The organism is Rhizobium sp. Pop5 (assembly GCF_024721175.1).
In the GTDB taxonomy this organism is placed as follows: Bacteria; Pseudomonadota; Alphaproteobacteria; order Rhizobiales; family Rhizobiaceae; genus Rhizobium.
The window spans coordinates 552,160-575,591 of the sequence record NZ_CP099399.1; the positions used below are offsets into that span (position 1 = coordinate 552,160).

Consider the following 23,432-nt stretch of genomic DNA (forward strand, 5'->3'; position numbering starts at 1 on the left):
CTCTGATGCCTTCTATCTCGCCTTTTTCTGCCGTTATGGAAAGATAAACGGAAGCAGACGCTTCGTTCAATAATATGAAACGACGTTGCATCAGCCGTGGCTTGCCTTGGCCGAGTCCTGTCTCATATGGTCGGCTGATAACATGGAGAATCCGATGGCAGATCTTTCCGCATTTCCGATCACGAAACGCTGGCCGGCGAAAAACCCCGATATCATCCAGCTCTATTCCCTGCAGACGCCGAACGGCGTGAAGGTTTCGGTCGCCCTCGAAGAACTCGGGCTCGCCTATGAGCCGCATTATGTTTCCTTCGCCGCCAACGAGCAGAAGTCGCCGGAATTCGAATCTCTCAACCCGAACGGCCGCATCCCGGCGATCATCGATCCGAATGGGCCGGACGGAAAACCGATCGGCCTTTTCGAATCCGGTGCAATCCTGCTTTATCTCGCGGAGAAGACAGGCAAGCTGATCCCTGCCGATGCCGCCGGCCGCTATGAATGCATCCAATGGGTGTTTTTCCAGATGGCGGGCATTGGCCCGATGTTCGGTCAGTTCGGGCATTTCCACAAGTTCGCCGCCGATAAGGTCGCCAACAACTCCTATCCGGTGGAGCGCTATCGCGACGAATCCAAACGCCTGCTCGGCGTCCTCGAAGGCAGGCTGAAAGGTCGCCAGTGGATCATGGGCGATCTCTACACGATCGCCGATATCACCACCTTCACCTGGGTTCGCGGCGCCGACATCTTCTATGGCGGCCGCGAGATTCTCGAATATGCGAAATTTCCCGCCGTTTCGGATTGGCTGGAGCGCTGCATCGCCCGCCCGGCAAGCGCCAGGGGCCTCAACATTCCGGTCAAGCCGGAGTAACGCATAGTACGTCGAAAAATGCGAAAGGCCGCCCTCGCGAGCGGCCACTAACAAAAATGTTGAATCAATAAAATTTTACTGTTTCGCGTTTCGCGTCATCAAGGAGAGAGCTTTAAAAATCTTGTCAGCCGACACAGAAGCCCGGAATGCAGAACATGAACAACTTCAGTCCATCCCAAGCCTTCGCTGACTTTTTCTTTCTTGCCATTGACCACGGCTTCGCAAGTATTGAAAATGGCGGGGGTCCGCTTATTCCTTTTACAATGCTAGTGGGCCCAGAGGGTCAAAAAAAGCTCTCCCGCTTTGCCACGGACAGGCTCGAAGATGGTGTTCAAGCCGCCAAGAATAGTGTCGCGTCGACTGAGGCGATAACGATGTATGCGATAGCTTGGGACGGCTTCATCACGCTTGAAGGGCGTAAATGGGATGCTATTTGCGTTGAGGCTGGCGAGGCCCAAGCCGAATTCGGTGCGCTGTTTTGTCAGCGATACACCAGGGCAAGGAAAGGCTTGCTGCGAAGGGCACGGTCAGTGCGCGTGGGCAACCCGGCGCTTATCGAGAGGCCCCCGTCGCGACTATGGGTCGGCGGTGAGCTGTAGTAGTCGGTAGCTCTTCATCCCATCGAGACGCCTACTACGCTATACGATGTCTGTTGGCTCGCTATCAATCTGCCGCGCTGATCCTCCACATCAGTTGGGTGCTTCTATCGCCGGCTTGTGATCTGGCTTGTGCCTTCGAGCTTGAAGCGCGGAAAGATGAAGACGCCGGACATGCTGCCGCTGTATTTTTGCTCGAGCCCGTTCGACTCGCCCATGCAGAAGAGCGGCTGCCGGAGGCCGTTCGGCATGATGATCGTCGTTGAAAAACAGAAGGAAGAGCAGAGCGTCGCCGCCTGCTCGAAGAGTTCCAGCACGCGGCTGCGATCCCTGGTGTCGTAACAGCGTACCAAGCTCAGCAGTCCGCATTCCGGTGCCGAGAGGCCGTGCAGCATCGCGCTCCATTCGCCGAGACGGATCAAACCGCTCGAAAAATCTCCGTTCCAGGCTTCGGAAACGGAAAACTGCGCCAGCATCTCATGGTTCTGATTGTTGTCGTTCAGCGAGCTGCGCATCAAGGGTGCGGCTGCTTTGGCTTTGGCAATCTTAAACAAGGCGTTCCCCAGTTCGGATGCGGCTCCTCCGCCGCACGCTCGGCAAACACAAAGAAACAGGATCATAGAGCCGCGGGCATGATGCCCGCGCTTGCATCTGACGATCGCAACCAGCCATCGAGCCGCCGAAACCGGAAACTTTCGAAGCCGAATGTTCTCGCATGGTCGTTCGCGTTCCGGCTTCGTCAAATGAAGAATATTATCGCCGGGCACGCCTCAATTACAGCGCGGATTTATAAGAACTTTTGAACAAACGGCAACGGCTTTTTAAGGGGGCGTTAAGATTAGCGCCCTCTCATGAGAAGCCCGCATTTCTGGATTATGTCGTAGGAACCGGTCCCGGAAACCATCTTTTCTGCGCGTTGCAAACGTTTCCGCTCCAGGATCGGCTGGTAAACCTGCCGCCACACCGTGATCTCCTGCATCCGTTCGCAGGCTAAGAAATGCGCGGCGACGCAAGCCTCACAAAAGCTTGCCGACAGGAAAAGGCAGCTGACGCCATAAAATCGCGCGCAAGGGATCGAATCGCTTTCGGTAAAGAAAAAGGGCGACCTCAAGGGCCGCCCTTCCTGTTCCGGATGCCGGAATGATCGTCAGTGCAGGCTTTGGCCTATCACATCACGTCCATACCGCCCATGCCGCCCGGTATAGCCGGAGCGTCCTTTTTCGGCAGTTCGGCGATCATGGCTTCGGTGGTGACGCTAAACGGCGTGATCACGGAAGAGGAGAAGGTAGCTGTAGATGCGCTCGGTCGGATGTTGGAAGGGATCAGCAATGAGACGCGTCACTTCCAAAGTGAGGCTGAATATATTCAGTCAGGATGCGCAATGCGTATCAGACCCGTAGCGCAGAACGCCCTAAAGGCATTTCTTTCCGTGGTCGGTTTTCCGAGGATCAAGAAGAACTCCCTCCAGGCATCGAGAAATCAAACCTTAGGCTAAACGCAGTATTGTCAATCCAGCCGGCGAAGTGATCGGAAACCCAGATGACGAAATCGAAAGTGATTGGATCAGTTTCCGTATATTTCCACGGTGACAATCTTGATCCGGCCAGCGTGACGCAGTTCCTGGGTGTCAATCCTGAGGCGCAGTGGAAAGCTGGCGAGGAAAGATCTTTAGCCAGTGGTGCGACAGCGCGTGCACGAACAGGTATGTGGACGCTATCGGCTGCGCTTTCAAATTACGATGTGAGTGAAGCGCTAAATAGACTCGTAAATGCGCTCGGAAGGAATTTTCCAGGTGTCCTATCATTACCAGGCATAGAAAGTGGTTATGCGGACATTTTCGTATGTATCAGTCGAGATATGTCGGATGCGGGATATACGGTAAAGCTCCACAACACGGATATCGCATCAGTATCGGACGCCGGTCTAGATATACAATTGACGGTGTCAGTGGATGAAGATTGAAGTTCGGTTCCTCACAGATTTCCAGAGCTGAATTAGAACGCCGAACGGAGGCTGTCGGCGAAGGGCAAGCGTTCGGGATAAAAGACTGGCCGCCAAAGAAAAGGGCGACCCGTGGGCCGCCCTTCCTATTCCGGATGCCGGAATGGGTAGTCAGTGAAGGCTTTCGCCTATCACATCATGTCCATTCCACCCATGCCGCCCATGCCGCCCGGCATAGCCGGAGCGTCCTTCTTCGGCAGTTCGGCGATCATGGCTTCGGTGGTGATCAGCAGCGATGCAACGGAAGCGGCATCCTGAAGGGCGGTGCGAACGACCTTAACCGGGTCGATGATACCCATGCCGATCATGTCGCCATATTCGCCGGTCTGGGCGTTGTAACCCCAGTTGTCCTGATCCTTGTCGAGGATCTTGCCGATGACGATCGAAGCTTCGTCGCCAGCGTTTTCAGCGATCTGGCGAGCCGGAGCCTGCAGAGCGCGACGAACGATGTTGATGCCGGCTTCCTGGTCGTCGTTGATACCCTTGGAGGTGATCTTGACGGAAGAACGGAGCAGGGCAACGCCGCCGCCCGGTACGATGCCTTCCTGAACGGCAGCGCGCGTCGCGTTGAGGGCGTCGTCGATGCGGTCCTTCTTTTCCTTCACTTCGACTTCCGTCGAGCCGCCGACGCGGATGACGGCAACGCCGCCGGCGAGCTTGGCAAGGCGTTCCTGCAGCTTCTCGCGGTCGTAGTCGGAGGTGGTTTCTTCGATCTGAGCCTTGATCTGGGCAACACGGCCTTCGATGTCGGACTTGGCGCCCGAACCGTCGACGATCGTGGTGTTTTCCTTGGAGATCGAAACCTTCTTGGCACGGCCGAGCATGTCGAGCGTGACGCTTTCGAGCTTGATGCCGAGATCTTCGGAGATGACGGTGCCGCCGGTCAGGATGGCGATGTCTTCCAGCATGGCCTTGCGGCGGTCGCCGAAGCCAGGAGCCTTGACGGCTGCGATCTTGAGGCCGCCGCGCAGCTTGTTGACGACGAGCGTAGCAAGAGCTTCGCCTTCGACGTCTTCAGCGATGATGAGGAGCGGCTTGCCGGTCTGGACGACGGCTTCGAGAACCGGGAGCATCGACTGCAGGTTCGAAAGCTTCTTCTCGTGGAGGAGAATGAAGACGTCTTCGAGATCGGCGATCATCTTTTCCGGGTTGGTCACGAAGTAGGGGCTGAGGTAGCCGCGGTCGAACTGCATGCCTTCGACGACTTCGAGTTCGGTTTCGGCGGTCTTGGCTTCTTCAACCGTGATGACGCCTTCGTTGCCGACCTTCTGCATGGCTTCGGCAATGTCGAGACCGACCTGACGCTCGCCGTTTGCGGAGATCGTGCCGACCTGGGCGACTTCTTCCGAGGTGTTGATCTTCTTGGCCTTGGCCTGGAGATCCTTGACGACTTCGGCAACGGCGAGATCGATGCCGCGCTTCAGGTCCATGGGGTTCATGCCGGCGGCAACGGCCTTGGCGCCTTCGCGAACGATCGCCTGGGCAAGAACGGTTGCGGTCGTCGTGCCGTCGCCAGCGATGTCGTTGGTCTTCGAAGCAACTTCGCGGACCATCTGGGCGCCCATGTTTTCGAACTTGTCTTCGAGTTCGATTTCCTTGGCGACCGAAACGCCGTCCTTGGTGATGCGCGGCGCACCGAAGGACTTGTCGATGATGACGTTACGGCCCTTCGGGCCGAGCGTGACCTTCACTGCATCGGCGAGAATGTCGACGCCGCGCAGCATCTTTTCGCGCGCGGTGCGGCCAAACTTGATTTCTTTAGCTGCCATGTTTGTGACTCCTGAATTCGATTTGTTCGGGCAAAAGCCCGTCAGTCATTTCGGGAAAGCGGGTCGGCCGATCAGCCGATGATGCCCATGATGTCGGCTTCCTTCATGATCAGAAGGTCTTCGCCGTTGATCTTGACTTCGGTGCCGGACCACTTGCCGAACAGGACGCGGTCGCCAGCCTTGACGTCGAGCGCGACGACCTTGCCGGACTCGTCACGAGCGCCGGAGCCGACGGCGACGATTTCGCCTTCCTGGGGCTTTTCCTTGGCGGTATCGGGAATGATGATGCCGCCTTTGGTCTTCTCTTCGGACTCGACGCGACGAACGACGACGCGGTCGTGAAGCGGACGGAAATTGGTGCTTGCCATTGTCTAATCCCTCGATCGAATGACATTCGCGGACCGGAGCGGTCCACATGGATAAGTGTTAGCACTCCTCTATAGTGAGTGCTAGCGCTCGAGCATTTAGGGATGGCTCCGAGAGGAGTCAATGAGAGCAATCACGAATTTTTGTGCCGGAATTGTGAAGAGGCGGCGAATTATCGGAGATTCCGACTGAAACCGTGCCGCGGCCGATATCCCTGCTTGTCGGATTGCGGTTCAAGAGCTTCGCATTGCCGGCAGCGAAGAAAATGCCTTGCCATCGCGTTGCGCCTTTGCAATGTCACCGGTGACTGAAGCAAATCGGGAAATCGGAATGGCCAGGCGGATAGAAACCTTCTCGGAAATCACAGATCACTATGATGTGGTGCTCTGCGACGTCTGGGGCGTCGTTCACAATGGCGTTGATCCGTTCCCGAAGGCCGCAGCGGCCCTTCAGGCGGCGCGCAAGAGTGGTCTGGCGGTCGTGCTGATCACCAATTCTCCGCGCCTTTCCTGGCAGGTGGTCGAGCAGCTGCGTCACATCGGCGTTCCCGACAGCACCTATGACCGGATCGTTACGTCGGGTGACGTCACGCGCGGGCTGATTGCCGAAGGGCCGAAGACGGTCTTTCTGCTCGGTCCCGAGCGCGACAAGGCGCTTCTCGAAGGCATTGGCGTCGAGCGTCGACCGGCAGGCGAAGCGCAGTCGCTCGTCTGCACCGGCTTCTTCGATGATGAGACCGAGAAGCCGGAGGATTACACCGACATGCTTCTGGATTTCCAGGCGCGTGATGTGCCGATGATCTGCGCCAATCCCGACCTCGTCGTCGAGCGCGGCCACCGCATCATCCCCTGCGCCGGCGCCATGGCCGCCTATTACGAGCAGCTCGGCGGCAAGAGCCGCATCGCAGGCAAGCCGCACCGGCCGATCTACGAGGCGACGCTTGCGGCCGCCCGCGAGCTTCGCGGCGATTTCCCGACCGAGCGTGTGCTGGCGATCGGCGACGGCATGCCGACGGATGTGCGCGGCGCCTTGAATTACGGGCTCGACCTTCTCTACATCAGCGGGGGTATCCACGCCAAGGAATACACCCTCAACGGCGAGACCGACGAGGCAATCCTCAACGCCTATCTCGAACGCGAAAAGGCGACGCCGAGGTGGTGGATGCCGCGCCTTGCATAAAGAGAAGCCAGCCGATGACCGTCTTCCACCGCAATGAAACCCGGGATCCCTTGCCCGCCCATCTCAGAGGCGGGGTGATCGCCATCGGCAATTTCGACGGCGTACACCGCGGCCACCAGTCAGTGCTGAACCGCGCGCTGGAAATTTCCAAAGCGCGCGGCATTCCCGCCCTGGTATTGACCTTCGAGCCGCATCCGCGCACGGTCTTCCGGCCGCAGACGCCGGTCTTCCGCCTGACGCCGGCGCCCCTCAAGGCCCGGATCCTGGAAACGCTCGGTTTCAATGCCGTCATCGAATATCCTTTCGACTACGAATTCTCGCAGCGCTCGGCCGAGGATTTCATCCATTCGATCCTGAAAGACTGGCTCGGCGCTTCCGAAGTCGTCACCGGCGTTGATTTCCATTTCGGCCGCGGCCGCGAGGGCGGTCCGGCCTTCCTCATGAATGCCGGCCAGACCTATGGCTTCGGCGTCACCCTGATCGACGCTTTCCGTGACGAAAACGCCGACGTGGTTTCTTCGAGCCACATCCGTGCGCTCCTGAAGGACGGCAATGTCAGCGAAGTCGCCGGCATGCTGGGTTACCGCTATACTGTCGAGGCCGAAGTAATCGACGGCGAAAAGCTCGGCCGGCAGCTCGGTTTTCCCACAGCCAACATGCGCCTGCCGCCGGAAGCCGAACTCGCCGCCGGCATCTATGCCGTCCGCTTCCGCCTCCAGGACGGAACGCTCCATGATGCCGTCGCAAGCTATGGCCGCCGCCCGACGGTCACGGAAAACGGCGCGCCGTTGCTGGAAACCTATCTTTTCGACTTCGGCGGCGATCTCTACGGCCAGCTCTGCGCCGTGTCCTTCTTCGGCTATCTCAGGCCCGAGCTGAAATTCGACGGTCTCGATCCGCTCGTCGCCCAGATCAAGCGCGACGAGGAAGAGGCGAGGGCGCTGCTGGCGGGTGTCGTGCCGCTCGGCGAACTCGATCGGAAGCTCTGCTTTTCCTGAGCCACCGTTGATGTGGCTGACTTCGATTATTTCCGGCGCAGCGGAAATTGATCCGGATCGTTGGTCCATGGATCGAAAACTGCTGCGCCGGAGAAGCGCTTATCCTTGACATTCCGCGTGGCCAAATAGAGATTGTGCTCGATTGCAGTGACGGCCAACATCGTGTCGATGACCGGCGGCGTGTGTCCGGTTCGCAGTTTTACGCGCCCTGAAACAGAACCCCAATGCCTGACGGCCTTGTCGCTCAACGAGAGAATACGCTGGGAGAACCGCTCCTCCAGAGCATCGCGCGCAGCTATATAGCGATAGCGGTTCTGGTCGTCTTCAGGCAGATTTTCGATGCCTTTGTCATATTCCGCCAGAGTGAGGACGCTGATGAACATCTGCTCCTCATCCTGAGCGGCAGCCCAGGATTTGACGGAGGGTGCGCCATTCGGATTGATCAGCGCTGCAATGACATTCGTGTCGAGCAGCCATCCGATCACAGCTCGACATCCCGGCCGTAATCTCTCTCCCGTTCGATGTCGAGTTCCTTAAGGGCAAGGCTCTCCATGAAGTCGACCAAAGGCTTCTTCGGTTCGGCCTTGATCAACTGCTCGAGCTCCTCGACGCTGATGATCACGACGCTGTCTTTGCCGCGAACAGTGACCCGTTGTGGCCCTTCGCTGCGGGCGCGGCGCACCACCTCGCTGAAGCGCGCCTTGGCGTCCTCGAGCTTCCAGCTTTGCTCTATGACTTTTCTCATGCCTTGGATCCTGAATGGAGACTGGTCAGATAGTCAGATCATAGCGCAGACCGCAAGCGTTTTCCAGCCCTTCGGTTCTTCGACGAGGGCGGGCGCCGGCGGCAGTTCCGGTCATCGATGCCGATTGCTCGCCTGCGAATTCTTCTCTTCCTTTTCCCTGTAAAAACGCCTATGAACCGGCGCTATGACGAAATTTCGGCTGGCGATCACGATACGAATTATCGGCCCGGCCTTCCGCGCGCGCTAAGCGGCCGGGAGGTCCGGGATTTCGGCGCTTGCGAGCAGGCGCTTCCGCCGCCACCTATTTTCATGTCCGTTGCGCCCTTCCTGGGCCGCCAGAAACGATTGTCACACATGACCGAAACAGCCGAAAAGATCGACTACTCGAAGACCCTCTACCTGCCTGAAACGGATTTCCCGATGCGCGCCGGCCTGCCGCAGAAGGAGCCGGAACTCGTCGCCCGCTGGCAGCAGATGGATCTCTACAAGAAGCTGCGCGCCTCTGCCGCCGGCCGCGAAAAATTCGTCCTGCACGACGGCCCGCCCTATGCCAACGGCAACATCCATATCGGCCATGCGCTGAACAAGATCCTCAAGGACGTCATCAACCGCTCGTTCCAGATGCGCGGCTACGACGCCAATTACGTGCCCGGCTGGGATTGCCACGGCCTGCCGATCGAATGGAAGATCGAGGAGGAAAACTATCGCGCCAAGGGCAAGGCCAAGCCTGACCTGACCGAGCCGTCGGCGATGATCGAATTCCGCCGCGAGTGCCGCGCCTATGCCGAAAAGTGGATCGCTGTCCAAGGCGGCGAGTTCCAGCGCCTCGGCATCGTTGGCGATTTCGAAAACCCGTACCTGACGATGAACTTCCACGCGGAAAGCCGGATCGCCGGCGAACTCCTGAAGATCGCCAAGAGCGGCCAGCTTTATCGCGGCTCCAAGCCGATCATGTGGTCGGTCGTCGAGCGCACCGCGCTGGCGGAAGCCGAAGTCGAGTATCACGACTATGAGAGCGACACGATCTGGGTGAAATTCCCGGTCGCGAAGGGCTCAGACGCGCTCAAGGACGCCTTCATCGTCATCTGGACCACCACGCCCTGGACGATCCCTGGCAACCGGGCGATTGCCTATTCCTCGCGCGTTGCCTACGGCCTTTACGAAGTGACGGCCGCCGAGAACGATTTCGGCCCACGCCCGGGTGAAAAGCTGATCTTTGCCGACAAGCTGGCTGAGGAGTCCTTCGCCAAGGCAAAGCTGCAGTACAAGCGTCTCGCCGATGTCACGGCTGCTGAACTCGCCGGGATCACCTGCGCGCATCCGCTCAAAGGTCTCGGAGACGGTTACGAGTTCGCCGTACCGCTGCTGGACGGCGATCACGTCACCGACGATGCCGGTACCGGTTTCGTGCACACCGCACCGAGCCATGGCCGCGAGGACTTTGACGTCTGGATGGCGCATGCCCGTGAGATCGAGGCGCGTGGTATCGAGACCAAGATCCCGTTCCCGGTCGACGACGGCGGCTTCTACACATCGGACGCTCCCGGCCTGGAAGGGGCGCGCGTCATCGACGACAACGGCAAGAAGGGCGATGCCAACGACCGCGTCATCAAGGCGCTGATCGAGCGCAACGCGCTCTTTGCCCGTGGCCGTCTGAAGCACCAGTATCCGCATTCCTGGCGCTCCAAGAAGCCGGTCATTTTCCGCAACACGCCGCAGTGGTTCGTCTATATGGACAAGACGCTGCCCGACGGAACGACGCTGCGCGCCCGTGCGCTGAGCGCGATCGACGACACGCGTTTTGTGCCGGCTGCCGGCCAGAACCGTCTGCGCGCCATGATCGAGCAGCGCCCGGACTGGGTGCTGTCCCGCCAGCGAGCCTGGGGCGTGCCGATCTGCGTCTTCGTCGACGAGCATGGCGAGGTTCTCAAGGACGATGCCGTCAACCAGCGCATCCTCGATGCTTTCGATGCCGAAGGCGCCGATGCCTGGTTTGCCGAAGGCGCCAAGGAACGGTTCCTCGGCAACGAGCATGATCCGGCCAATTGGTCGCAGGTCATGGATATTCTCGACGTCTGGTTCGACTCGGGCTCGACCCATACCTTCACGCTGGAGGACCGCCCCGACCTGAAATGGCCGGCCGATCTCTATCTCGAGGGCTCTGACCAGCATCGCGGCTGGTTCCATTCCTCGCTCCTGGAATCGGCGGCGACGCGTGGCCGCGCTCCTTACGACACCGTCCTCACCCATGGCTTCACCATGGACGAGAAGGGCGAGAAGATGTCGAAGTCGAAGGGCAACGTCACGGCACCTCAGGAAGTGATGAAGGATGCCGGCGCCGATATCCTGCGTCTCTGGGTCATGACCTCTGACTATGCGGATGACCTGCGCGTCGGCAAGACGATCATCCAGACGAATGTCGATGCCTATCGTAAGCTGCGCAACACCATCCGCTGGATGCTGGGCACGCTGGCGCACGACAAGGGCGAGGTCATCGCGCTTGCCGATCTGCCGGAGCTGGAGCAGCTGATGCTGCATCGCCTCTCCGAGCTCGATCAGCTCGTGCGGGAGAACTACGACGCCTTCGACTTCAAGAAGATCGCCCGTGCACTGATCGATTTTGCCAATGTCGAGCTTTCGGCCTTCTACTTTGACGTCCGCAAGGATGCGCTCTACTGCGATGCGCCCTCCAGCCTTCGCCGCCGTTCGGCGCTCTATGTCATCCGCATGATCTTCGACTGCATGGTGACCTGGCTTGCGCCGATGCTCCCCTTCACGACGGAAGAGGCATGGCTCTCGCGCAATCCCTCGGCCGTCTCGGTGCATCTTGAGCAGTTCGCCCCGGTCGCCAAGGAATGGCGCAACGACGCGCTGGCCGAAAAGTGGAAGAAGATCCGCGCGATCCGCAGCGTCGTCACCGGCGCGCTCGAAATTGAGCGCAAGGACAAGCGTATCGGCTCGTCGCTGGAGGCGGCCCCCATCGTCCATGTCGCCGATGCGGAATTGCGCAAGGCGCTCGAGGGTCAGGATTTCAGCGAAGTCTGCATCACCTCTGGCATCACCATCGAGACGAGCGCCGGCCCGGCCGACGCCTTCCGTCTGTCTGAGGTGCCGGAAGTCGCGGTCGTTCCCAAGCTCGCCGAAGGCGTAAAATGCGCCCGTTCCTGGCGCATCACCACCGATGTCGGTTCCGATCCGGAATATCCGGATGTTTCGGCGCGTGATGCTGCGGCGTTGCGCGAACTCGGCATCCAGGCCTGAAGATATTTACCGGGTGAATTGCCTTTACGGCGTTCATCCGGTAAAAGCTGCCTGAAAATGGCCGGATTTTTGCGTCAGGGGGACGGTTGTCCGGTTGGGCGACGATTGCACCGGTGGCTGGAAGGGTTTTCATGTTCGCAACGCATTGGTTCCGTATGGGCGCCTGCCTGTCTGTTGTCGTGGCGGGATGCTCCTTGGTGTCCAGCTGCGCCAGCAGCCCAACCTACGGCACAGACAAGACCGCCATGGAGCAGTTGACCGACGACCTCGGCCAGTCGGTGTCGCTGACCGGACCGGACCCGAAGAACAAGGGCGTCAAGTATACGCCACGCCCGACGCTGGTGATGCCGGCCGAGGGGCAGAGAGAGACCCTCGTGGCGCCGCAGCAGACGATCGCCAACAAGGACAATCCGCAGTGGGTTGAATCGCCGGAGGATACCCGCTCTCGCCTGGTTGGAGAAGCCGACGCCAACGAGAACAACCCCAACTACCGTTCGCCGCTTGCCAGCTCCGCAATCGAAGGCGGCCGTCGGACGACGGAAGCCCAGACCCAGGCCTATCGCGAAGCGCGCGCCCTGCAGAAGGGCTCCTATGTCGATCAGCGCCGCTCGATCTCCGATCCGCCGACCGGTTACCGCACCGTCGACGATCCGGCAAAGCTCGACGATCTCGGCGAACCCGAGCTCAAGAAGCAGAAGAAGCGCAAGAAGGATGCCGCGATCGCCAATTCCGGCAATCATTGGTGGAGCTTCCTGCAGTAGCAGCTTTTCTCAGCGCGCGGTCATGAGGCCGCGCACAGACGCTGGGGACTACGGCTCCTCTCTCCGTTGCGAAAAGAACCTTCTCAGCATGTCCGCAGACTGAACCTCGTTGAAACCGGAATAGACCTCCGGCACGTGATGGCAGGTCGGCTGCGCATAGAATCGCACGCCGTTGTCGACGGCCCCGCCTTTCGGGTCTTCGGCGCCGTAATAGAGCCGCCGGATACGCGCAAAGGAGATGGCTGCCGCGCACATGGTGCAAGGCTCTAGCGTCACGTAGATATCGGCGCCAGTAAGACGCTCCTGGCCGAGCGTTTCGCAGGCCAGCCGGATGGCGACGATTTCGGCGTGCGCTGTGACGTCTTTAAGCTCGCGCGTGCGATTTCCGGCACGTGAGACGGCAATATCGTCGACCACGACGACGGCGCCGATCGGCACCTCCCCGCGCTCTTCGGCAGCGCGGGCCTCTTCAAGCGCCATCTCCATGAAACGATTTGTCTTCACGATCGCAAGAATTTCCACTTAACCGCAGATGCGTGACCTGATAGACAGGCCCAAAAGGCAGGCAAACAACAAATGACATCCAAAGACAAGCCAAAACGCCCGGGCGCAAAGCCCTTTTCACGGGATGACAGGGCGAAAGCCGGTCCCAAGGCGGGCAGTGCGAAGCCGGCAAAGGCTGCCGCTGCGCGCCCGACTGCGGCCGAGACCGATGGCGAGGCCAAGGCTGAACGCATCTCCAAGGTGATGGCGCGCGCCGGCGTCGCCTCGCGCCGCGATATCGAACGCATGATCATGGAAGGCCGCGTGACGCTGAACGGCATGGTTCTCGAAACCCCCGTCGTCAACGTGACGCTTGCCGACCGCATCGAGGTCGACGGCGTGCCGATCCGCGGCATCGAGCGCACCAGGCTGTGGCTTTATCACAAGCCCGCGGGCCTCGTGACCACCAATGCCGATCCGGAAGGCCGGCGAACCGTTTTCGATAACCTGCCGGAAGAACTGCCGCGTGTGATGTCGATCGGTCGCCTCGACATCAACACCGAAGGCCTGCTGCTGCTCACCAATGACGGCGGCCTCGCCCGTGCGCTCGAGCTGCCTGCGACCGGCTGGCTGAGACGCTACCGTGTCCGCGCCCATGGCGAGATCGATCAGGAGGCGCTCGACAAGCTGAAGGACGGCATCGCCGTCGACGGTGTGCTCTATGGCTCGATCGAGGCGACGCTCGACCGTACTCAGGGCTCGAACGTCTGGATTACCATGGGCCTTCGAGAAGGCAAGAACCGCGAAATCAAGAACGTGCTCGGTGCGCTCGGTCTCGACGTCAATCGGCTGATCCGCATTTCCTATGGTCCGTTCCAGCTCGGCGACCTGCCGGAAGGCCATGTCATCGAGGTGCGTGGCCGCACGCTGCGCGATCAGCTCGGCCCGCGCCTGATCGAGGAAGCCAAGGCGAATTTCGACGCGCCGATCTACAATGCACCGGCTGTCGCCGCCGAGGATGAGGCAGAGCCCGCAGTGGCTGAGAAGCGCGAGCGTCCCCGCCGCGACGAGGACAAGCGCGAACGGGCGCTGAGCCGCCTCGACACCAAGCGCGACGACCGCCATGGCGGGGGGCGCAGGGATGACGATCGCCGTGACGGCGGTCGCCGGGATGACGAGAAGCCGAAGCACGCCCAGCCGCTCGGCCAGCGCCGCAGCGTCAATGTCTGGATGGCGCCGGGCGCCCGGCCGCTCGGTGAAAAGGCGGCCGCGAAAGCCGCCAAGAATGCGCAGACCGCACGCCGGCGCGGCGAGCAGGCGCCGGCAAAGAGCGCCGCTTTCGACCGCATCGAAGATCGGCCGCGCACGCTGATAAACCGTGTGCGCGAAGAGGATGGCGAATGGATTCGCTCGAGCGAGCCGCCCCGTCGCAAGGATGAGGGCGAAGGCTCAGGTCGCAAGCGCTCTTTCGGTGATCGCCCCGCCCGTGAAGATCGCGGTTTTGGCGACCGCCCGGCGCGCGGCGAACGCCGCCCCCGCGAAGGCGGTGACGAACGCCCGCGCACCAGAAGCTCCGCCGGCGAAGCCCGTTCGGAGCGTCCGCGCGGCGACCGGCCTTTCGGCGATCGTCCCTCCCGCGGAGATCGCCCCTTCGGCGACAAGCCGCGCGGCGATCGCAGGCCGCGTGCGGATGGTGACGAGCGTCCCCGTGCCGCAAGAGCCTCTACCGGTGAGGCTCGTTCGGAGCGTCCGCGTGGCGACCGGCCTTTCGGTGATCGTCCTTCGCGTGGTGACCGGCCGTTCGGCAACAAGCCGCGCGGCGATCGCAAGCCGCGCGAGGAGGGCGATGAACGTCCCCGCGCCGCCAGAAGCTTTGCCGGCGAGGGCCGTTCCGAACGCCCGCGTGGCGAGAGATCCTTCGGCGACAAGCCTTCGGGTGACAAGCCCCGCGGCAAGGGCTTTGCGGGCAAGCCGGGCGGGCCCAAGAAATTTTCCGGTAAGCCGACGGGTGACAGGCCGGGTGGCGACAGGCCTGCGGGCGGGCCGTCCAGAGGTGGTGCGAAAGGAAAAGGAATGACGCGCGGTGCGGATCGTCGGCGGTGAGTTTCGCGGACGGCCTCTCGCCGTGCCAAAATCCAACGATATCCGGCCGACTGCCGATCGGACGCGCGAGAGCCTGTTCAATATTCTGAGCCATGCCTATCCGGAATGCGTCGACGGCACCCGGATCCTCGACCTTTTCGCCGGAACCGGGGCCGTCGGCCTTGAAGCCGTCTCCCGCGGCTGTCGCCATGCGCTCTTCGTCGAAAACAGCGTCGAGGGCAGGGCGCTGCTCTGGGAAAACATCGATGCGCTCGGCCTGCACGGCCGCACGCGCATGCTGCGCCGCGATGCGACCGATCTCGGCAGCGTCGGCAATCTCGAACCCTTCGACGTGCTTTTTGCCGACCCGCCCTATGGCAAGGGGCTCGGCGAGAAGGCGATGGCTGCGGCCGCCGTTGGCGGCTGGCTGCGGCCGGGAGCGATCGCGGTGCTCGAAGAGCGTGCCGACGTTGTCGTTTCGGTCCATCCTTCCTATGTTTTCCTCGAAAGCCGCATCTTTGGGGATACGAGGGTGCATTTCTTCCGATATCAGCCGCAATAAGCGCGGGGGCGGGCGTGCAGCAGGCAGAGATCATCAGTCCGAAATTGCCTGCGATCAGCGATCTCCCGACGGTCGCGGTTGCCTTTGGCGGCGGCGGCGCGCGCGGGCTTTCCCATATACATGTCATCGAGACGCTGGACGAACTCGGCATCCGGCCGGTGGCGATCGCGGGCTCGTCGATCGGCGCGATCATGGGAGCCGGTATGGCGGCCGGCATGTCTGGCGCTGAAATTCGTGAACATGCGCTGGCGACCGTCGGCAACAAGACGGCCGTCGTCGCCCGCATCTGGGGCCTGCGGCCGGCAACGGTGCGTGATGCGGTGGCCAAGGGCATCCGCATCGGCCAGTTCAATCTGGAGCGTATCCTCAAGGCCTTCCTGCCGTCCGAGCTTCCGGCTCGCTTTGAGGATCTGCTGGTCCCGATGAAGGTCATCACGACGGATTATTACGGGCAGAGCGAAGTCATCATCGAAGAGGGCGAGCTGTTTCCCGCGCTGGCGGCTTCTTCGGCTATCCCCGCCGTCTTCATGCCGGTGCGCCTGCGCGGCCGGGTGATGATCGACGGCGGCATCAGCAATCCGGTGCCCTATGAACCCCTCATGGATCTCGCCGACATCGTCGTCGGCATCGATGTCGTCGGCGCACCGGAAGGCGACGGCACGCATATTCCGAACCGCATGGAGAGCATCTTCGGCTCCGGTCAGCTGATGATGCAGACGGCGATCACGCTCAAGCTGAAACTTCGCCAGCCGCAGATCTTCCTGCGCCCGACGGTCGGCCGCACCGGCGTCATGGATTTTCTGAAGGCCCGCGAAGTGCTCGCCATGTCGGTCGGCGTCAAGGATGACCTGAAATTCGCCCTCGACCGCGAGATCGAAGCGCGACTAAAGCGCTAAGGTACCTTGCACGGGAACCGTTATAGACTTCCGGGCGACACGCATGCGCGGTTCGCTGAGCATGGCTTCGGCTATGAGGTCGCCATCGTCATCGTCGATTTCGAAGAGACCAAAGCGCAGTCGATAGCCCCAGTTTGCCCGATCGCTCGTGAAAGACAGCCGGTCGAGGAGCGGCCGGATCGGTGTTTCCACGGCCCGCCACCAAGCGACATCTCGCCTCCAGGGGCGAAAACCGGGGTGAGTTTCTACCTGATATGCCTGCGTTTCCTCGACCACGCCAATTGCCGTGAACGCCTGCAGACGATCCTTGCCGCCAAATGTTTCGGTCGGCGAATAATAGATCACGCGGTCGCCAGGCGCGCTTCGCTTAAGCGGAGCGGCCTTGCCATGACAGACCTGCATGAACCCCGCTTCGCGCCCGATGCGAACATGATTTGCTGATGCAACGGCGATCCAGCTGCGGGACATGTTTCAGCCCTCTGCCACGTTGTAGACGCGCAGGCGATGCCCGTCGGGATCGGCTGCAACAAAGCTACGGCCGAAATCAAGGTTGGTCGGCGGCAAAAGGACGGTCGCGCCCTTGCCTTGCCATTCGGCATGAAGTTCATCGACCATCTCCGTTGTCGCAACCCTGAAGCCGACGTCGCAGCCCCCGCCCATTGCAGCCGGTGCCGGCTCAACGCCGGCCTTGCCCCACAGTCCGAGCGCCAGACCCGAAGGCAGGATGAACATGGCGAAGGTCGGGCTGGCATCGACGGGGTCCTGCCCGAGCAGTTGGCTATAGAAGCTGGCGCTCTTCGTCGCGTCGGTTACGAAAAGTAGAATGCTGTTGCTGTCGATCACGGTAGTTCTCCTGTTTGTTGGACAGGACGATCTCTACAGAGACATGCTGACAGATTCTGGCAGTAGCTTTTCCGCTTTCGATCCGCTCACGCTTCGCACTTCCCGAAGTTGATTTATGCGTCCGCCGTCGCATCCACGGTTCCGGCCAGCGGATCGTCCTCGAAAGGATCGGCGGCGCGTTTCGGCTTGACCAGCGGTTCGGGGCGGACAGGATGGGAAAATAGCATGTCGCGCCCGGCCTGCAGCCCTTCGGAAACCTGCAGCACGAGACGCGCCTCGTCGCGCTTGCGGATATCCTCGCCGATTTCGTAGGCGTCCACCTCGGAAACGCCGAGCGCTTCCAGCGTCCGCCGCCCAAAGAGCAGGCCCGATTCCAGCGTTTCACGCAGCTCGTAATCGACCCCCTTGTTGCGCAGTTCGATCGAGTGGATGCGGTCGTAGGAGCGTACGTAGAGCGTGGTGTGCGGATAGTCGGCCTGCACCAGTTCGACCACCTTGTCGGTGATTTCTTTTTTCTGCGTGCAGACGAGCACGATCTTCGCCCGATCGATGCCCGCCGAGCGCAGCACGTCCTTGCGGGCGCCGTCGCCGAAATAGATGCGGAAGCCGAAAGAGGAGGCCTGTCGGATGCGGTCCGCCGAAAAATCGATGACGGTGACGCTGCGCCCGCCGGCAAGCAGGATCTGGGCGGCGATCTGGCCGAAGCGTGAAAAGCCGACCATCAGCACGTCGGCGCCGGCGCCTTCGAAATCCTCGTCCAGCTCCTCCCGTTCGTCGCTGTTGAGCAGCCGCTTCGAAAGCGCCGCCCCGATCGGCGTCAGCGCCATCGAAAGAGTGACGATTGCGACCAGCAGCGACGCCGTGCTCGTCGACATCAGCCCGACGACGCTTGCCGTCGTAAACAGCACGAAGCCGAATTCGCCGCCCTGCGGCAGCAGGAAAGCAATCCGGATCGCGTCATTGTGCGGCGAGCCCGAGATCCGGCAGAGGCCGTAGATGATGATCGCCTTGACGGCCATGACGATCGGCACGGCGACGATGACGAAGAGCGCGTTGTCGACGAGGACATCAAGCTCGAGCGACAGGCCGACGGCGATGAAGAAAATGGCGAGCAGCACGCCACGGAAGGGCTCGATATCCGCCTCAAGTTCGTGCCTGTAGGAGGATTCGGCCAGCATGACGCCGGAGAGGAAGGCGCCCATCGCCATCGAAAGCCCGGCAAGCTGCATCAGGCTCGCCGATCCCATCACCACGAAGAGGGCGGCGGCGATCATCGCCTCGCGCGCGCCGGTCCGGGCGATGACCTGGAAGAGCGGCGTCAGCAGGTAGCGCCCCATGACGATCATCGCCGCGACCGCGCCGACCGCGACGGCGAAATCGGTGAGCGGCGCGTTGCTCCCCTTACCGCCGTCGAGAACGGTGATCAGCGCCAGCAACGGCACGATCGCCAAGTCCTGGAACAAGAGCATCGAGAAGGAGCGCTGGCCATATTTGGTGTTGACGTCGCCGTCGCCCTCCAGGATCTGCATGGCGAAGGCCGTCGAAGAGAGCGCCAGGCCAAATCCGGCGACGATGCTGCCGCGCCAGTCGAGGACTTGGGAAAACCAGGCAAGCGCGGTCAGCGCCAGCCCGGTTACCACCACTTGCGCCGTGCCGAGACCGAAGATGTCGCGCCGCATCTGCCAGAGGCGGCTGGGCTTCAGTTCCAGCCCGATGATGAAGAGCAGGAAGACGACACCGAGCTCGGCGACGTTGAGGATCTGTTCGCCGTCGGTGATGCCGTGGAAGATCGGGCCGATGACGATGCCGGCGGCGAGATAGCCGAGCACCGTGCCGAGCCCGAGCTTCTTGAAGATAGGAGCGGCGACCACCGCTCCGCCGAGCAGCAGGATCGTTTCGGAAAAAAGGGCATTGGGCGCTGACATGCTGCAATTTCTTTCGACGGCGGAGAGGATGCGGGGCAGCCCCGACAAAGAATCGGCGGCGGCGGCCTTGATGCCTGGGAGAGTGCACAATAAATGGAAGCCGAAGGAAAGGCCAAATCATGTCCTCTGAAATCGATTCCTCGACACTTCTTTCCCGCGCAAGTCAATTGATCGATCTGGCAAGGAAGGCCGGGGCCGATGCCGCCGATGCCGTGGTCGTCCGGTCGCGCTCGCAATCGGTCAGCGTGCGCCTCGGCAAGGTCGAGGGCACGGAATCCTCCGAAAGCGACGATTTTTCGCTGCGGGTCTTCATCGGCAAGCGGGTCGCCAGCGTTTCGGCCAATCCGGGCTTCGACCTTCAGGCGCTTGCAGAGCGCGCCGTCGCCATGGCGAAGGTTTCCCCGGAAGACCCTTTCGCCTGCCTGGCGGATGAGGCGAACCTTTCGAAATCCTATCCCGACCTGCAATTGCTCGACACGACGGAAGTCTCCTCCGAGATGCTGCGCGAGGCCGCTCTCGCCGCCGAAGCGGCGGCGCTTGCGGTCGAAGGTGTCACCAATTCCTCGGGCGCTGGCGCGTCGGCCGGCATGGGCGGCCTCGTTCTTGCCACCTCGCACGGTTTTGCGGGCAGCTACATGGCGTCCCGTTTCGGTCATTCCGTCAGCGTTATCGCGGGCGAAGGCACCGGCATGGAGCGCGACTATGATTTCGATAGCCGCCTCTACTATGGCGAGCTCGACGATCCCTCCGAAATCGGCCGCCGCGCCGGTGAGCGGGTTGTCAAACGCATCAATCCGCGCCAGGTGCCGACGGGCAAGAACGTCACGGTGATCTTCGACCCGCGCGTCGCGCGCGGTTTCGTCGGTCATATCGCCGGCGCGATCAATGGCGCTGCCGTCGCGCGCAAGACCAGCTTCCTGCGTGACAAGATGGGCCAGCAAGTGCTGAAATCGGGTCTGTCGATATCAGACGATCCGTTGATCGTGCGCGGTCCTTCCTCGCGGCCCTTCGACGGCGAGGGCGTGTCGGGCGAGCGGCTTGTCATGATCGAGGACGGTGTTCTGAAGCATTGGTTCCTTTCGACTTCGACTGGTCGTGAACTCGGCCTCGAGACCAATGGCCGTGGCGTGCGCGGCGGCACCGCAGTCTCGCCTTCCTCCACCAACCTTGCCCTGGAACCCGGCGAGATCTCGCCTGAGGAGCTGATCCGCAGCGTCGGCAATGGTTTTTATGTCACCGAATTGATTGGCCATGGCGTCAACATGATCACCGGCGAATACAGCCGCGGCGCCACCGGCTTCTGGATCGAGAATGGCGAACTTACCTTCCCGGTTTCCGAGGTGACGATCGCCTCGAACCTCAAAGACATGTTCATGCGCCTGACGCTGGCAAACGACATCGACCGCAAGTTCGGCGTCGCGGCTCCTACCTTCGCCATCGAAGGCATGACGCTCGCGGGGCGTTGAGAACGGATTGATGGGAATGAGCGATAGTGAAAATGCCCGCTGGCAGAGCGATCTCGCATTGATCGCCGATGCCGCGAAAGAGGCGGGCGCAGTCGCTTTTGGCTTCTTCAACCAGTCTCCCGAGGTCTGGTGGAAGAATGAAGACCGCTCCCCCGTCAGCGCCGCCGATTTCGCAGCCAACAAGACGCTGGAAACGATCCTGCGCAAGGCCCGCCCGGATTATGGCTGGCTGTCTGAGGAAACCGAAGATGATGCCGACCGGCTCTCGCGCGAGACGCTGTTCATCGTCGATCCGATCGACGGCACGCGCGCCTTCCTTGGCGGCCAGAAAGTCTGGTGCGTCAGCGTCGCGGTCGTTCATCGCGGCCGGCCGGTCGCCGGCGTGCTTTATGCACCGGCGCTGGAAGAGCTTTATGAAGCTGTCGAGGGCGGTGTGGCGCTGAAAAACGGGTCGCCCTTCACGGTCTCCGACGCCGGGCCGGAGGAGACGAGCCGCATTGCGATTGGCGAAGACCTGCTGAAAACCTTTCCGCCGGAGTTTCGCGATCGGGTCATACGCCACAAACACGTTCCCTCGCTCGCCTATCGCATCGCCATGGTGGCGGACGGCCGGCTGGAAGGCACCTTCGTCAAGGGCAATTCGCATGATTGGGATCTCGCCGCCGCCGATCTGATCCTCGCCTGCGCCGGTGGCAGTCTTGTCGATCTCGCCGGCAGCCCGATCCTCTACAATCGACCTGATGTCACCCACAAGGTCCTTTGCGCGGCGCCCGCGCCGCGCCTCAGTGAGTTCCTCGCAGCCTTCGCGGGACGACGAGACAGTTGACGTTTTCGTCAAAATCCCGCAGATGAGGTGGCGGAGGAGAATAGGCAGAAAGAGAACAAGAAAATGACTGACTCCGGTGACAAGAAGCAGCTTTTGCATCTCGTTTTTGGCGGCGAACTGGAAAGCCTCGATGACGTCCAGTTCCGTGATCTGAACGGTCTCGATATCGTCGGTATTTTCCCCGATTATGCTACGGCGCTGACAGCCTGGAAGGCGAAGGCGCAGCAGACGGTCGACAACGCGCATATGCGCTATTTCATCGTCCACATGCATCGTCTGCTCGATCCGCAGGTCAAGGGCAACTGATCCTGGCACCTGCCGCCGGCCAACCGCTCGTCGAGCGGGGATTTCGTGCATCGAGGCCCCGTCGATCGGATCGTTTGACGCATTCTGAACAAAATAATCGGTCATTCCGGCCGCAACGATGATTGGGGAATGGGGTTTGATGTCGATCGCTTTTGATCGGAGGCTGGCGCAATGAGCTCCCGGATGGCGCGGTTCGGTCTGAGCGCATATCGTCTGGCGGGAACCGTAGCTTCGCCCATCGTCGGCCTCTATCTCACCTACCGCACGGCCAAAGGCAAGGAAGATCGGGGGCGCCGGCTGGAACGCTTCGGCTATCCGAGCGCCAACCGGCCGCAGGGACCGCTCGTCTGGTTTCACGCTGCAAGCGTGGGCGAAACCAACGCCGTCATCCCGCTGATCCGCGAAATCCGCCGTCGCGATATCCATGTCATCCTGACGACCGGTACCATCACGTCGGCCAGGCTTGCCGCCGAGCGCCTCGGCCAGGAAGCAATCCATCAGTATGTGCCGCTCGACCTGAAACCCTCCGTCAGCCGTTTCCTCGAATATTGGCAGCCCGATTGCGCCATCATCGCCGAATCCGAGATCTGGCCGGCAACGGTGCTCGAGCTCGGCCGCCGTCGTATTCCGCAGATCCTGATCAATGCCCGCATGTCGGACCGCTCTTTCGCCCGCTGGCGCCGCCGCCCGTCGATCGCCGAAGCCTTGTTCGAGAATCTCGCCCTCGTCATCGCCCAATCGGATGTCGATGCCGAACGTTTTCGCGATCTCGGCGCGGTTCCGGTCATCACATCGGGCAATCTGAAGGTCGACACCGACGCGCCGCCTTATGACAGCGGTGTCCTTGCCCGCTACAAGAAGCAAATCGGCGATCGCAAGACCTGGGCGGCGATCTCGACTTTCGACGGCGAGGAGAATGCCGCCGCCATCGTTCATCGCGCCCTCAAGGAGCGAGATCGCCAACTGACGATCATCGTGCCGCGCCATCCCGAGCGTAGCGACGAGATCGAGGCTGCTCTTGTCAAGCACGGGCTGAAGGTCGCCCGCCGCACCCGCGACGATATCTTGTCCGCCGATGTCGATATATTCCTCGGTGATACGATCGGCGAAATGGGCCTCTATTTGAGACTGACGGAAATCGCTTTCGTCGGCCGCTCGCTTTTTGCCGAAGGCGGTCAAAATCCGCTGGAGCCGGCCATGCTCGGCTGCGCCATCCTCTCCGGGGGCAACGTCCAGAATTTCCGCGAGGCCTATCAGAAACTGGCCCGCAGCGGCAGCGCCCGTATGGTGCGCGATACCGAAATGCTGGCCAAGGGCGTGCATTACCTGCTGACCAACGACGAAGCCCGTCGCAAGATGATCGAGGCCGGCATCTCCAGCGTACACGACATGCGCGGGGCTTTGACGGCGACGGTAAAGGGACTGGAACCCTATATCAATCCCCTGACGGTCAAGGCGCGGCTATTGCCGAAGACCGTGGCCTAGGTCTGAGGAGACGCAAT

Annotated in this window: 24 protein-coding genes; 15 read left to right on the forward strand and 9 right to left on the reverse strand. The window is 61.3% G+C overall.

From position 1 onward, the window contains the following. Positions 1-154 precede the first annotated feature (154 nt). On the forward strand, positions 155-865 hold the full coding sequence (locus tag NE852_RS04830) for a glutathione S-transferase family protein (RefSeq protein ID WP_008529524.1): 711 nt from the start codon (positions 155-157) through the stop codon (positions 863-865). Between the two features lie 146 nt (positions 866-1,011). After that, positions 1,012-1,464, forward strand: coding sequence for a hypothetical protein (locus NE852_RS04835; protein ID WP_008529522.1), 453 nt, complete (start codon positions 1,012-1,014; stop codon positions 1,462-1,464). A 104-nt stretch (positions 1,465-1,568) separates the two neighbouring features. Here NE852_RS04835 and NE852_RS04840 read toward each other — a convergent pair whose 3' ends face one another. After that, positions 1,569-2,015: a hypothetical protein gene (locus tag NE852_RS04840; RefSeq protein ID WP_008529520.1), complete on the reverse strand. Its 447-nt coding sequence runs from the start codon at positions 2,013-2,015 to the stop codon at positions 1,569-1,571. Between the two features lie 596 nt (positions 2,016-2,611). On the opposite strand from NE852_RS04840, the gene NE852_RS04845 reads away from it, so the two are divergent. Next, positions 2,612-2,956 (forward strand): hypothetical protein, encoded by a 345-nt coding sequence (locus tag NE852_RS04845; protein WP_008529516.1) that lies wholly within the window; start codon positions 2,612-2,614, stop codon positions 2,954-2,956. Between the two features lie 44 nt (positions 2,957-3,000). Beyond that, the gene (locus tag NE852_RS04850; protein WP_128623565.1) at positions 3,001-3,423 is read left to right on the forward strand and encodes a DUF4279 domain-containing protein; all 423 of its coding nucleotides are present in this window, start codon (positions 3,001-3,003) and stop codon (positions 3,421-3,423) included. 170 nt (positions 3,424-3,593) lie between these two features. Here NE852_RS04850 and groL read toward each other — a convergent pair whose 3' ends face one another. Next, positions 3,594-5,231 (reverse strand): chaperonin GroEL, encoded by a 1,638-nt coding sequence (gene groL / locus NE852_RS04855; protein WP_008529514.1) that lies wholly within the window; start codon positions 5,229-5,231, stop codon positions 3,594-3,596. Between the two features lie 71 nt (positions 5,232-5,302). Next, on the reverse strand, positions 5,303-5,599 hold the full coding sequence (gene groES / locus NE852_RS04860) for a co-chaperone GroES (RefSeq protein ID WP_004675403.1): 297 nt from the start codon (positions 5,597-5,599) through the stop codon (positions 5,303-5,305). A 328-nt stretch (positions 5,600-5,927) separates the two neighbouring features. Between groES and NE852_RS04865 the strand changes: the two genes are divergently transcribed. Beyond that, a complete protein-coding gene (locus NE852_RS04865) occupies positions 5,928-6,776 on the forward strand; it encodes a TIGR01459 family HAD-type hydrolase (RefSeq protein ID WP_008529507.1) in 849 nt (282 codons plus the stop codon). A gap of 14 nt (positions 6,777-6,790) precedes the next feature. After that, positions 6,791-7,774 (forward strand): bifunctional riboflavin kinase/FAD synthetase, encoded by a 984-nt coding sequence (locus NE852_RS04870; RefSeq protein ID WP_008529506.1) that lies wholly within the window; start codon positions 6,791-6,793, stop codon positions 7,772-7,774. Positions 7,775-7,800: 26 nt separating this feature from the next. Here the strand turns inward: NE852_RS04870 and NE852_RS04875 are convergent, their stop codons facing one another. Both NE852_RS04875 and NE852_RS04880 read right to left on the reverse strand, forming a co-directional pair. Continuing rightward, entirely contained in the window at positions 7,801-8,259 is a 459-nt protein-coding gene (locus tag NE852_RS04875; RefSeq protein ID WP_008529505.1) for a type II toxin-antitoxin system VapC family toxin, read from the reverse strand. Continuing rightward, positions 8,256-8,519: a type II toxin-antitoxin system prevent-host-death family antitoxin gene (locus tag NE852_RS04880; RefSeq protein ID WP_008529504.1), complete on the reverse strand. Its 264-nt coding sequence runs from the start codon at positions 8,517-8,519 to the stop codon at positions 8,256-8,258. Before NE852_RS04880 ends, NE852_RS04875 begins: the two co-directional genes overlap by 4 nt. Before the next feature lie 354 nt (positions 8,520-8,873). Here NE852_RS04880 and ileS point away from each other — a divergent pair, with 354 nt between their 5' ends. Continuing rightward, a complete protein-coding gene (gene ileS, locus NE852_RS04885) occupies positions 8,874-11,780 on the forward strand; it encodes an isoleucine--tRNA ligase (protein WP_008529503.1) in 2,907 nt (968 codons plus the stop codon). Positions 11,781-11,911: 131 nt separating this feature from the next. After that, a complete protein-coding gene (locus NE852_RS04890; protein ID WP_008529502.1) occupies positions 11,912-12,541 on the forward strand; it encodes a hypothetical protein in 630 nt (209 codons plus the stop codon). Between the two features lie 48 nt (positions 12,542-12,589). Here the strand turns inward: NE852_RS04890 and NE852_RS04895 are convergent, their stop codons facing one another. Further along, positions 12,590-13,027 (reverse strand): nucleoside deaminase, encoded by a 438-nt coding sequence (locus NE852_RS04895; RefSeq protein ID WP_037172284.1) that lies wholly within the window; start codon positions 13,025-13,027, stop codon positions 12,590-12,592. Positions 13,028-13,117: 90 nt separating this feature from the next. Between NE852_RS04895 and NE852_RS04900 the strand changes: the two genes are divergently transcribed. From NE852_RS04900 to NE852_RS04910, 3 genes are read left to right on the forward strand one after another with little or no spacing between them, the layout of a single operon-like run. Beyond that, complete coding sequence (locus NE852_RS04900) at positions 13,118-15,127, forward strand: pseudouridine synthase (RefSeq protein ID WP_258156242.1); 2,010 nt, start codon at positions 13,118-13,120, stop codon at positions 15,125-15,127. Beyond that, the gene (gene rsmD / locus NE852_RS04905; protein WP_008529494.1) at positions 15,108-15,668 is read left to right on the forward strand and encodes a 16S rRNA (guanine(966)-N(2))-methyltransferase RsmD; all 561 of its coding nucleotides are present in this window, start codon (positions 15,108-15,110) and stop codon (positions 15,666-15,668) included. Before NE852_RS04900 ends, rsmD begins: the two co-directional genes overlap by 20 nt. A 14-nt stretch (positions 15,669-15,682) precedes the next feature. Next, positions 15,683-16,564 (forward strand): patatin-like phospholipase family protein, encoded by an 882-nt coding sequence (locus NE852_RS04910; protein WP_008529492.1) that lies wholly within the window; start codon positions 15,683-15,685, stop codon positions 16,562-16,564. On the opposite strand, the gene NE852_RS04915 is transcribed toward NE852_RS04910, so the two are convergent. The 3 genes from NE852_RS04915 to NE852_RS04925 all read right to left on the reverse strand — a co-directional run bounded on the left by NE852_RS04915 (position 16,553) and on the right by NE852_RS04925 (position 19,332). Then, positions 16,553-17,032: an EVE domain-containing protein gene (locus NE852_RS04915; RefSeq protein ID WP_008529490.1), complete on the reverse strand. Its 480-nt coding sequence runs from the start codon at positions 17,030-17,032 to the stop codon at positions 16,553-16,555. The two genes, NE852_RS04910 and NE852_RS04915, sit on opposite strands and share 12 nt — an antisense overlap. A gap of 3 nt (positions 17,033-17,035) precedes the next feature. Then, the gene (locus NE852_RS04920) at positions 17,036-17,407 is read right to left on the reverse strand and encodes a VOC family protein (RefSeq protein WP_008529488.1); all 372 of its coding nucleotides are present in this window, start codon (positions 17,405-17,407) and stop codon (positions 17,036-17,038) included. A 113-nt stretch (positions 17,408-17,520) separates the two neighbouring features. Next, positions 17,521-19,332 (reverse strand): monovalent cation:proton antiporter-2 (CPA2) family protein, encoded by a 1,812-nt coding sequence (locus tag NE852_RS04925; RefSeq protein WP_008529486.1) that lies wholly within the window; start codon positions 19,330-19,332, stop codon positions 17,521-17,523. 119 nt (positions 19,333-19,451) lie between these two features. Here NE852_RS04925 and NE852_RS04930 point away from each other — a divergent pair, with 119 nt between their 5' ends. From NE852_RS04930 to waaA, 4 genes are all read left to right on the forward strand, one after another. Then, the gene (locus NE852_RS04930; protein WP_008529484.1) at positions 19,452-20,798 is read left to right on the forward strand and encodes a TldD/PmbA family protein; all 1,347 of its coding nucleotides are present in this window, start codon (positions 19,452-19,454) and stop codon (positions 20,796-20,798) included. 16 nt (positions 20,799-20,814) lie between these two features. After that, positions 20,815-21,624: a 3'(2'),5'-bisphosphate nucleotidase CysQ gene (locus NE852_RS04935; protein WP_008529483.1), complete on the forward strand. Its 810-nt coding sequence runs from the start codon at positions 20,815-20,817 to the stop codon at positions 21,622-21,624. Positions 21,625-21,687: 63 nt separating this feature from the next. Further along, positions 21,688-21,930, forward strand: coding sequence for a DUF4170 domain-containing protein (locus NE852_RS04940; protein ID WP_008529482.1), 243 nt, complete (start codon positions 21,688-21,690; stop codon positions 21,928-21,930). A gap of 171 nt (positions 21,931-22,101) precedes the next feature. Continuing rightward, the gene (gene waaA, locus NE852_RS04945) at positions 22,102-23,415 is read left to right on the forward strand and encodes a lipid IV(A) 3-deoxy-D-manno-octulosonic acid transferase (protein ID WP_008529481.1); all 1,314 of its coding nucleotides are present in this window, start codon (positions 22,102-22,104) and stop codon (positions 23,413-23,415) included. Positions 23,416-23,432 lie beyond the last annotated feature (17 nt).

Excerpts from the sequence above, each read along its gene's own strand:
- ileS (WP_008529503.1), top strand. The coding sequence starts at position 8,874 with ATGACCGAAACAGCCGAAAAGATCGACTACTCGAAGACCCTCTACCTG.
- NE852_RS04930 (WP_008529484.1), top strand. The coding sequence starts at position 19,452 with ATGTCCTCTGAAATCGATTCCTCGACACTTCTTTCCCGCGCAAGTCAA.
- waaA (WP_008529481.1), top strand. The coding sequence starts at position 22,102 with ATGAGCTCCCGGATGGCGCGGTTCGGTCTGAGCGCATATCGTCTGGCG.
- NE852_RS04915 (WP_008529490.1), bottom strand. The coding sequence starts at position 17,032 with ATGTCCCGCAGCTGGATCGCCGTTGCATCAGCAAATCATGTTCGCATC.
- NE852_RS04925 (WP_008529486.1), bottom strand. The coding sequence starts at position 19,332 with ATGTCAGCGCCCAATGCCCTTTTTTCCGAAACGATCCTGCTGCTCGGC.
- NE852_RS04900 (WP_258156242.1), top strand. The coding sequence starts at position 13,118 with ATGACATCCAAAGACAAGCCAAAACGCCCGGGCGCAAAGCCCTTTTCA.
- groL (WP_008529514.1), bottom strand. The coding sequence starts at position 5,231 with ATGGCAGCTAAAGAAATCAAGTTTGGCCGCACCGCGCGCGAAAAGATG.
- NE852_RS04830 (WP_008529524.1), top strand. The coding sequence starts at position 155 with ATGGCAGATCTTTCCGCATTTCCGATCACGAAACGCTGGCCGGCGAAA.
- NE852_RS04940 (WP_008529482.1), top strand. The coding sequence starts at position 21,688 with ATGACTGACTCCGGTGACAAGAAGCAGCTTTTGCATCTCGTTTTTGGC.
- NE852_RS04870 (WP_008529506.1), top strand. The coding sequence starts at position 6,791 with ATGACCGTCTTCCACCGCAATGAAACCCGGGATCCCTTGCCCGCCCAT.
- NE852_RS04935 (WP_008529483.1), top strand. The coding sequence starts at position 20,815 with ATGAGCGATAGTGAAAATGCCCGCTGGCAGAGCGATCTCGCATTGATC.
- NE852_RS04890 (WP_008529502.1), top strand. The coding sequence starts at position 11,912 with ATGTTCGCAACGCATTGGTTCCGTATGGGCGCCTGCCTGTCTGTTGTC.
- NE852_RS04865 (WP_008529507.1), top strand. The coding sequence starts at position 5,928 with ATGGCCAGGCGGATAGAAACCTTCTCGGAAATCACAGATCACTATGAT.
- NE852_RS04835 (WP_008529522.1), top strand. The coding sequence starts at position 1,012 with ATGCAGAACATGAACAACTTCAGTCCATCCCAAGCCTTCGCTGACTTT.
- NE852_RS04880 (WP_008529504.1), bottom strand. The coding sequence starts at position 8,519 with ATGAGAAAAGTCATAGAGCAAAGCTGGAAGCTCGAGGACGCCAAGGCG.
- groES (WP_004675403.1), bottom strand. The coding sequence starts at position 5,599 with ATGGCAAGCACCAATTTCCGTCCGCTTCACGACCGCGTCGTCGTTCGT.
- NE852_RS04850 (WP_128623565.1), top strand. The coding sequence starts at position 3,001 with ATGACGAAATCGAAAGTGATTGGATCAGTTTCCGTATATTTCCACGGT.
- NE852_RS04895 (WP_037172284.1), bottom strand. The coding sequence starts at position 13,027 with ATGGAGATGGCGCTTGAAGAGGCCCGCGCTGCCGAAGAGCGCGGGGAG.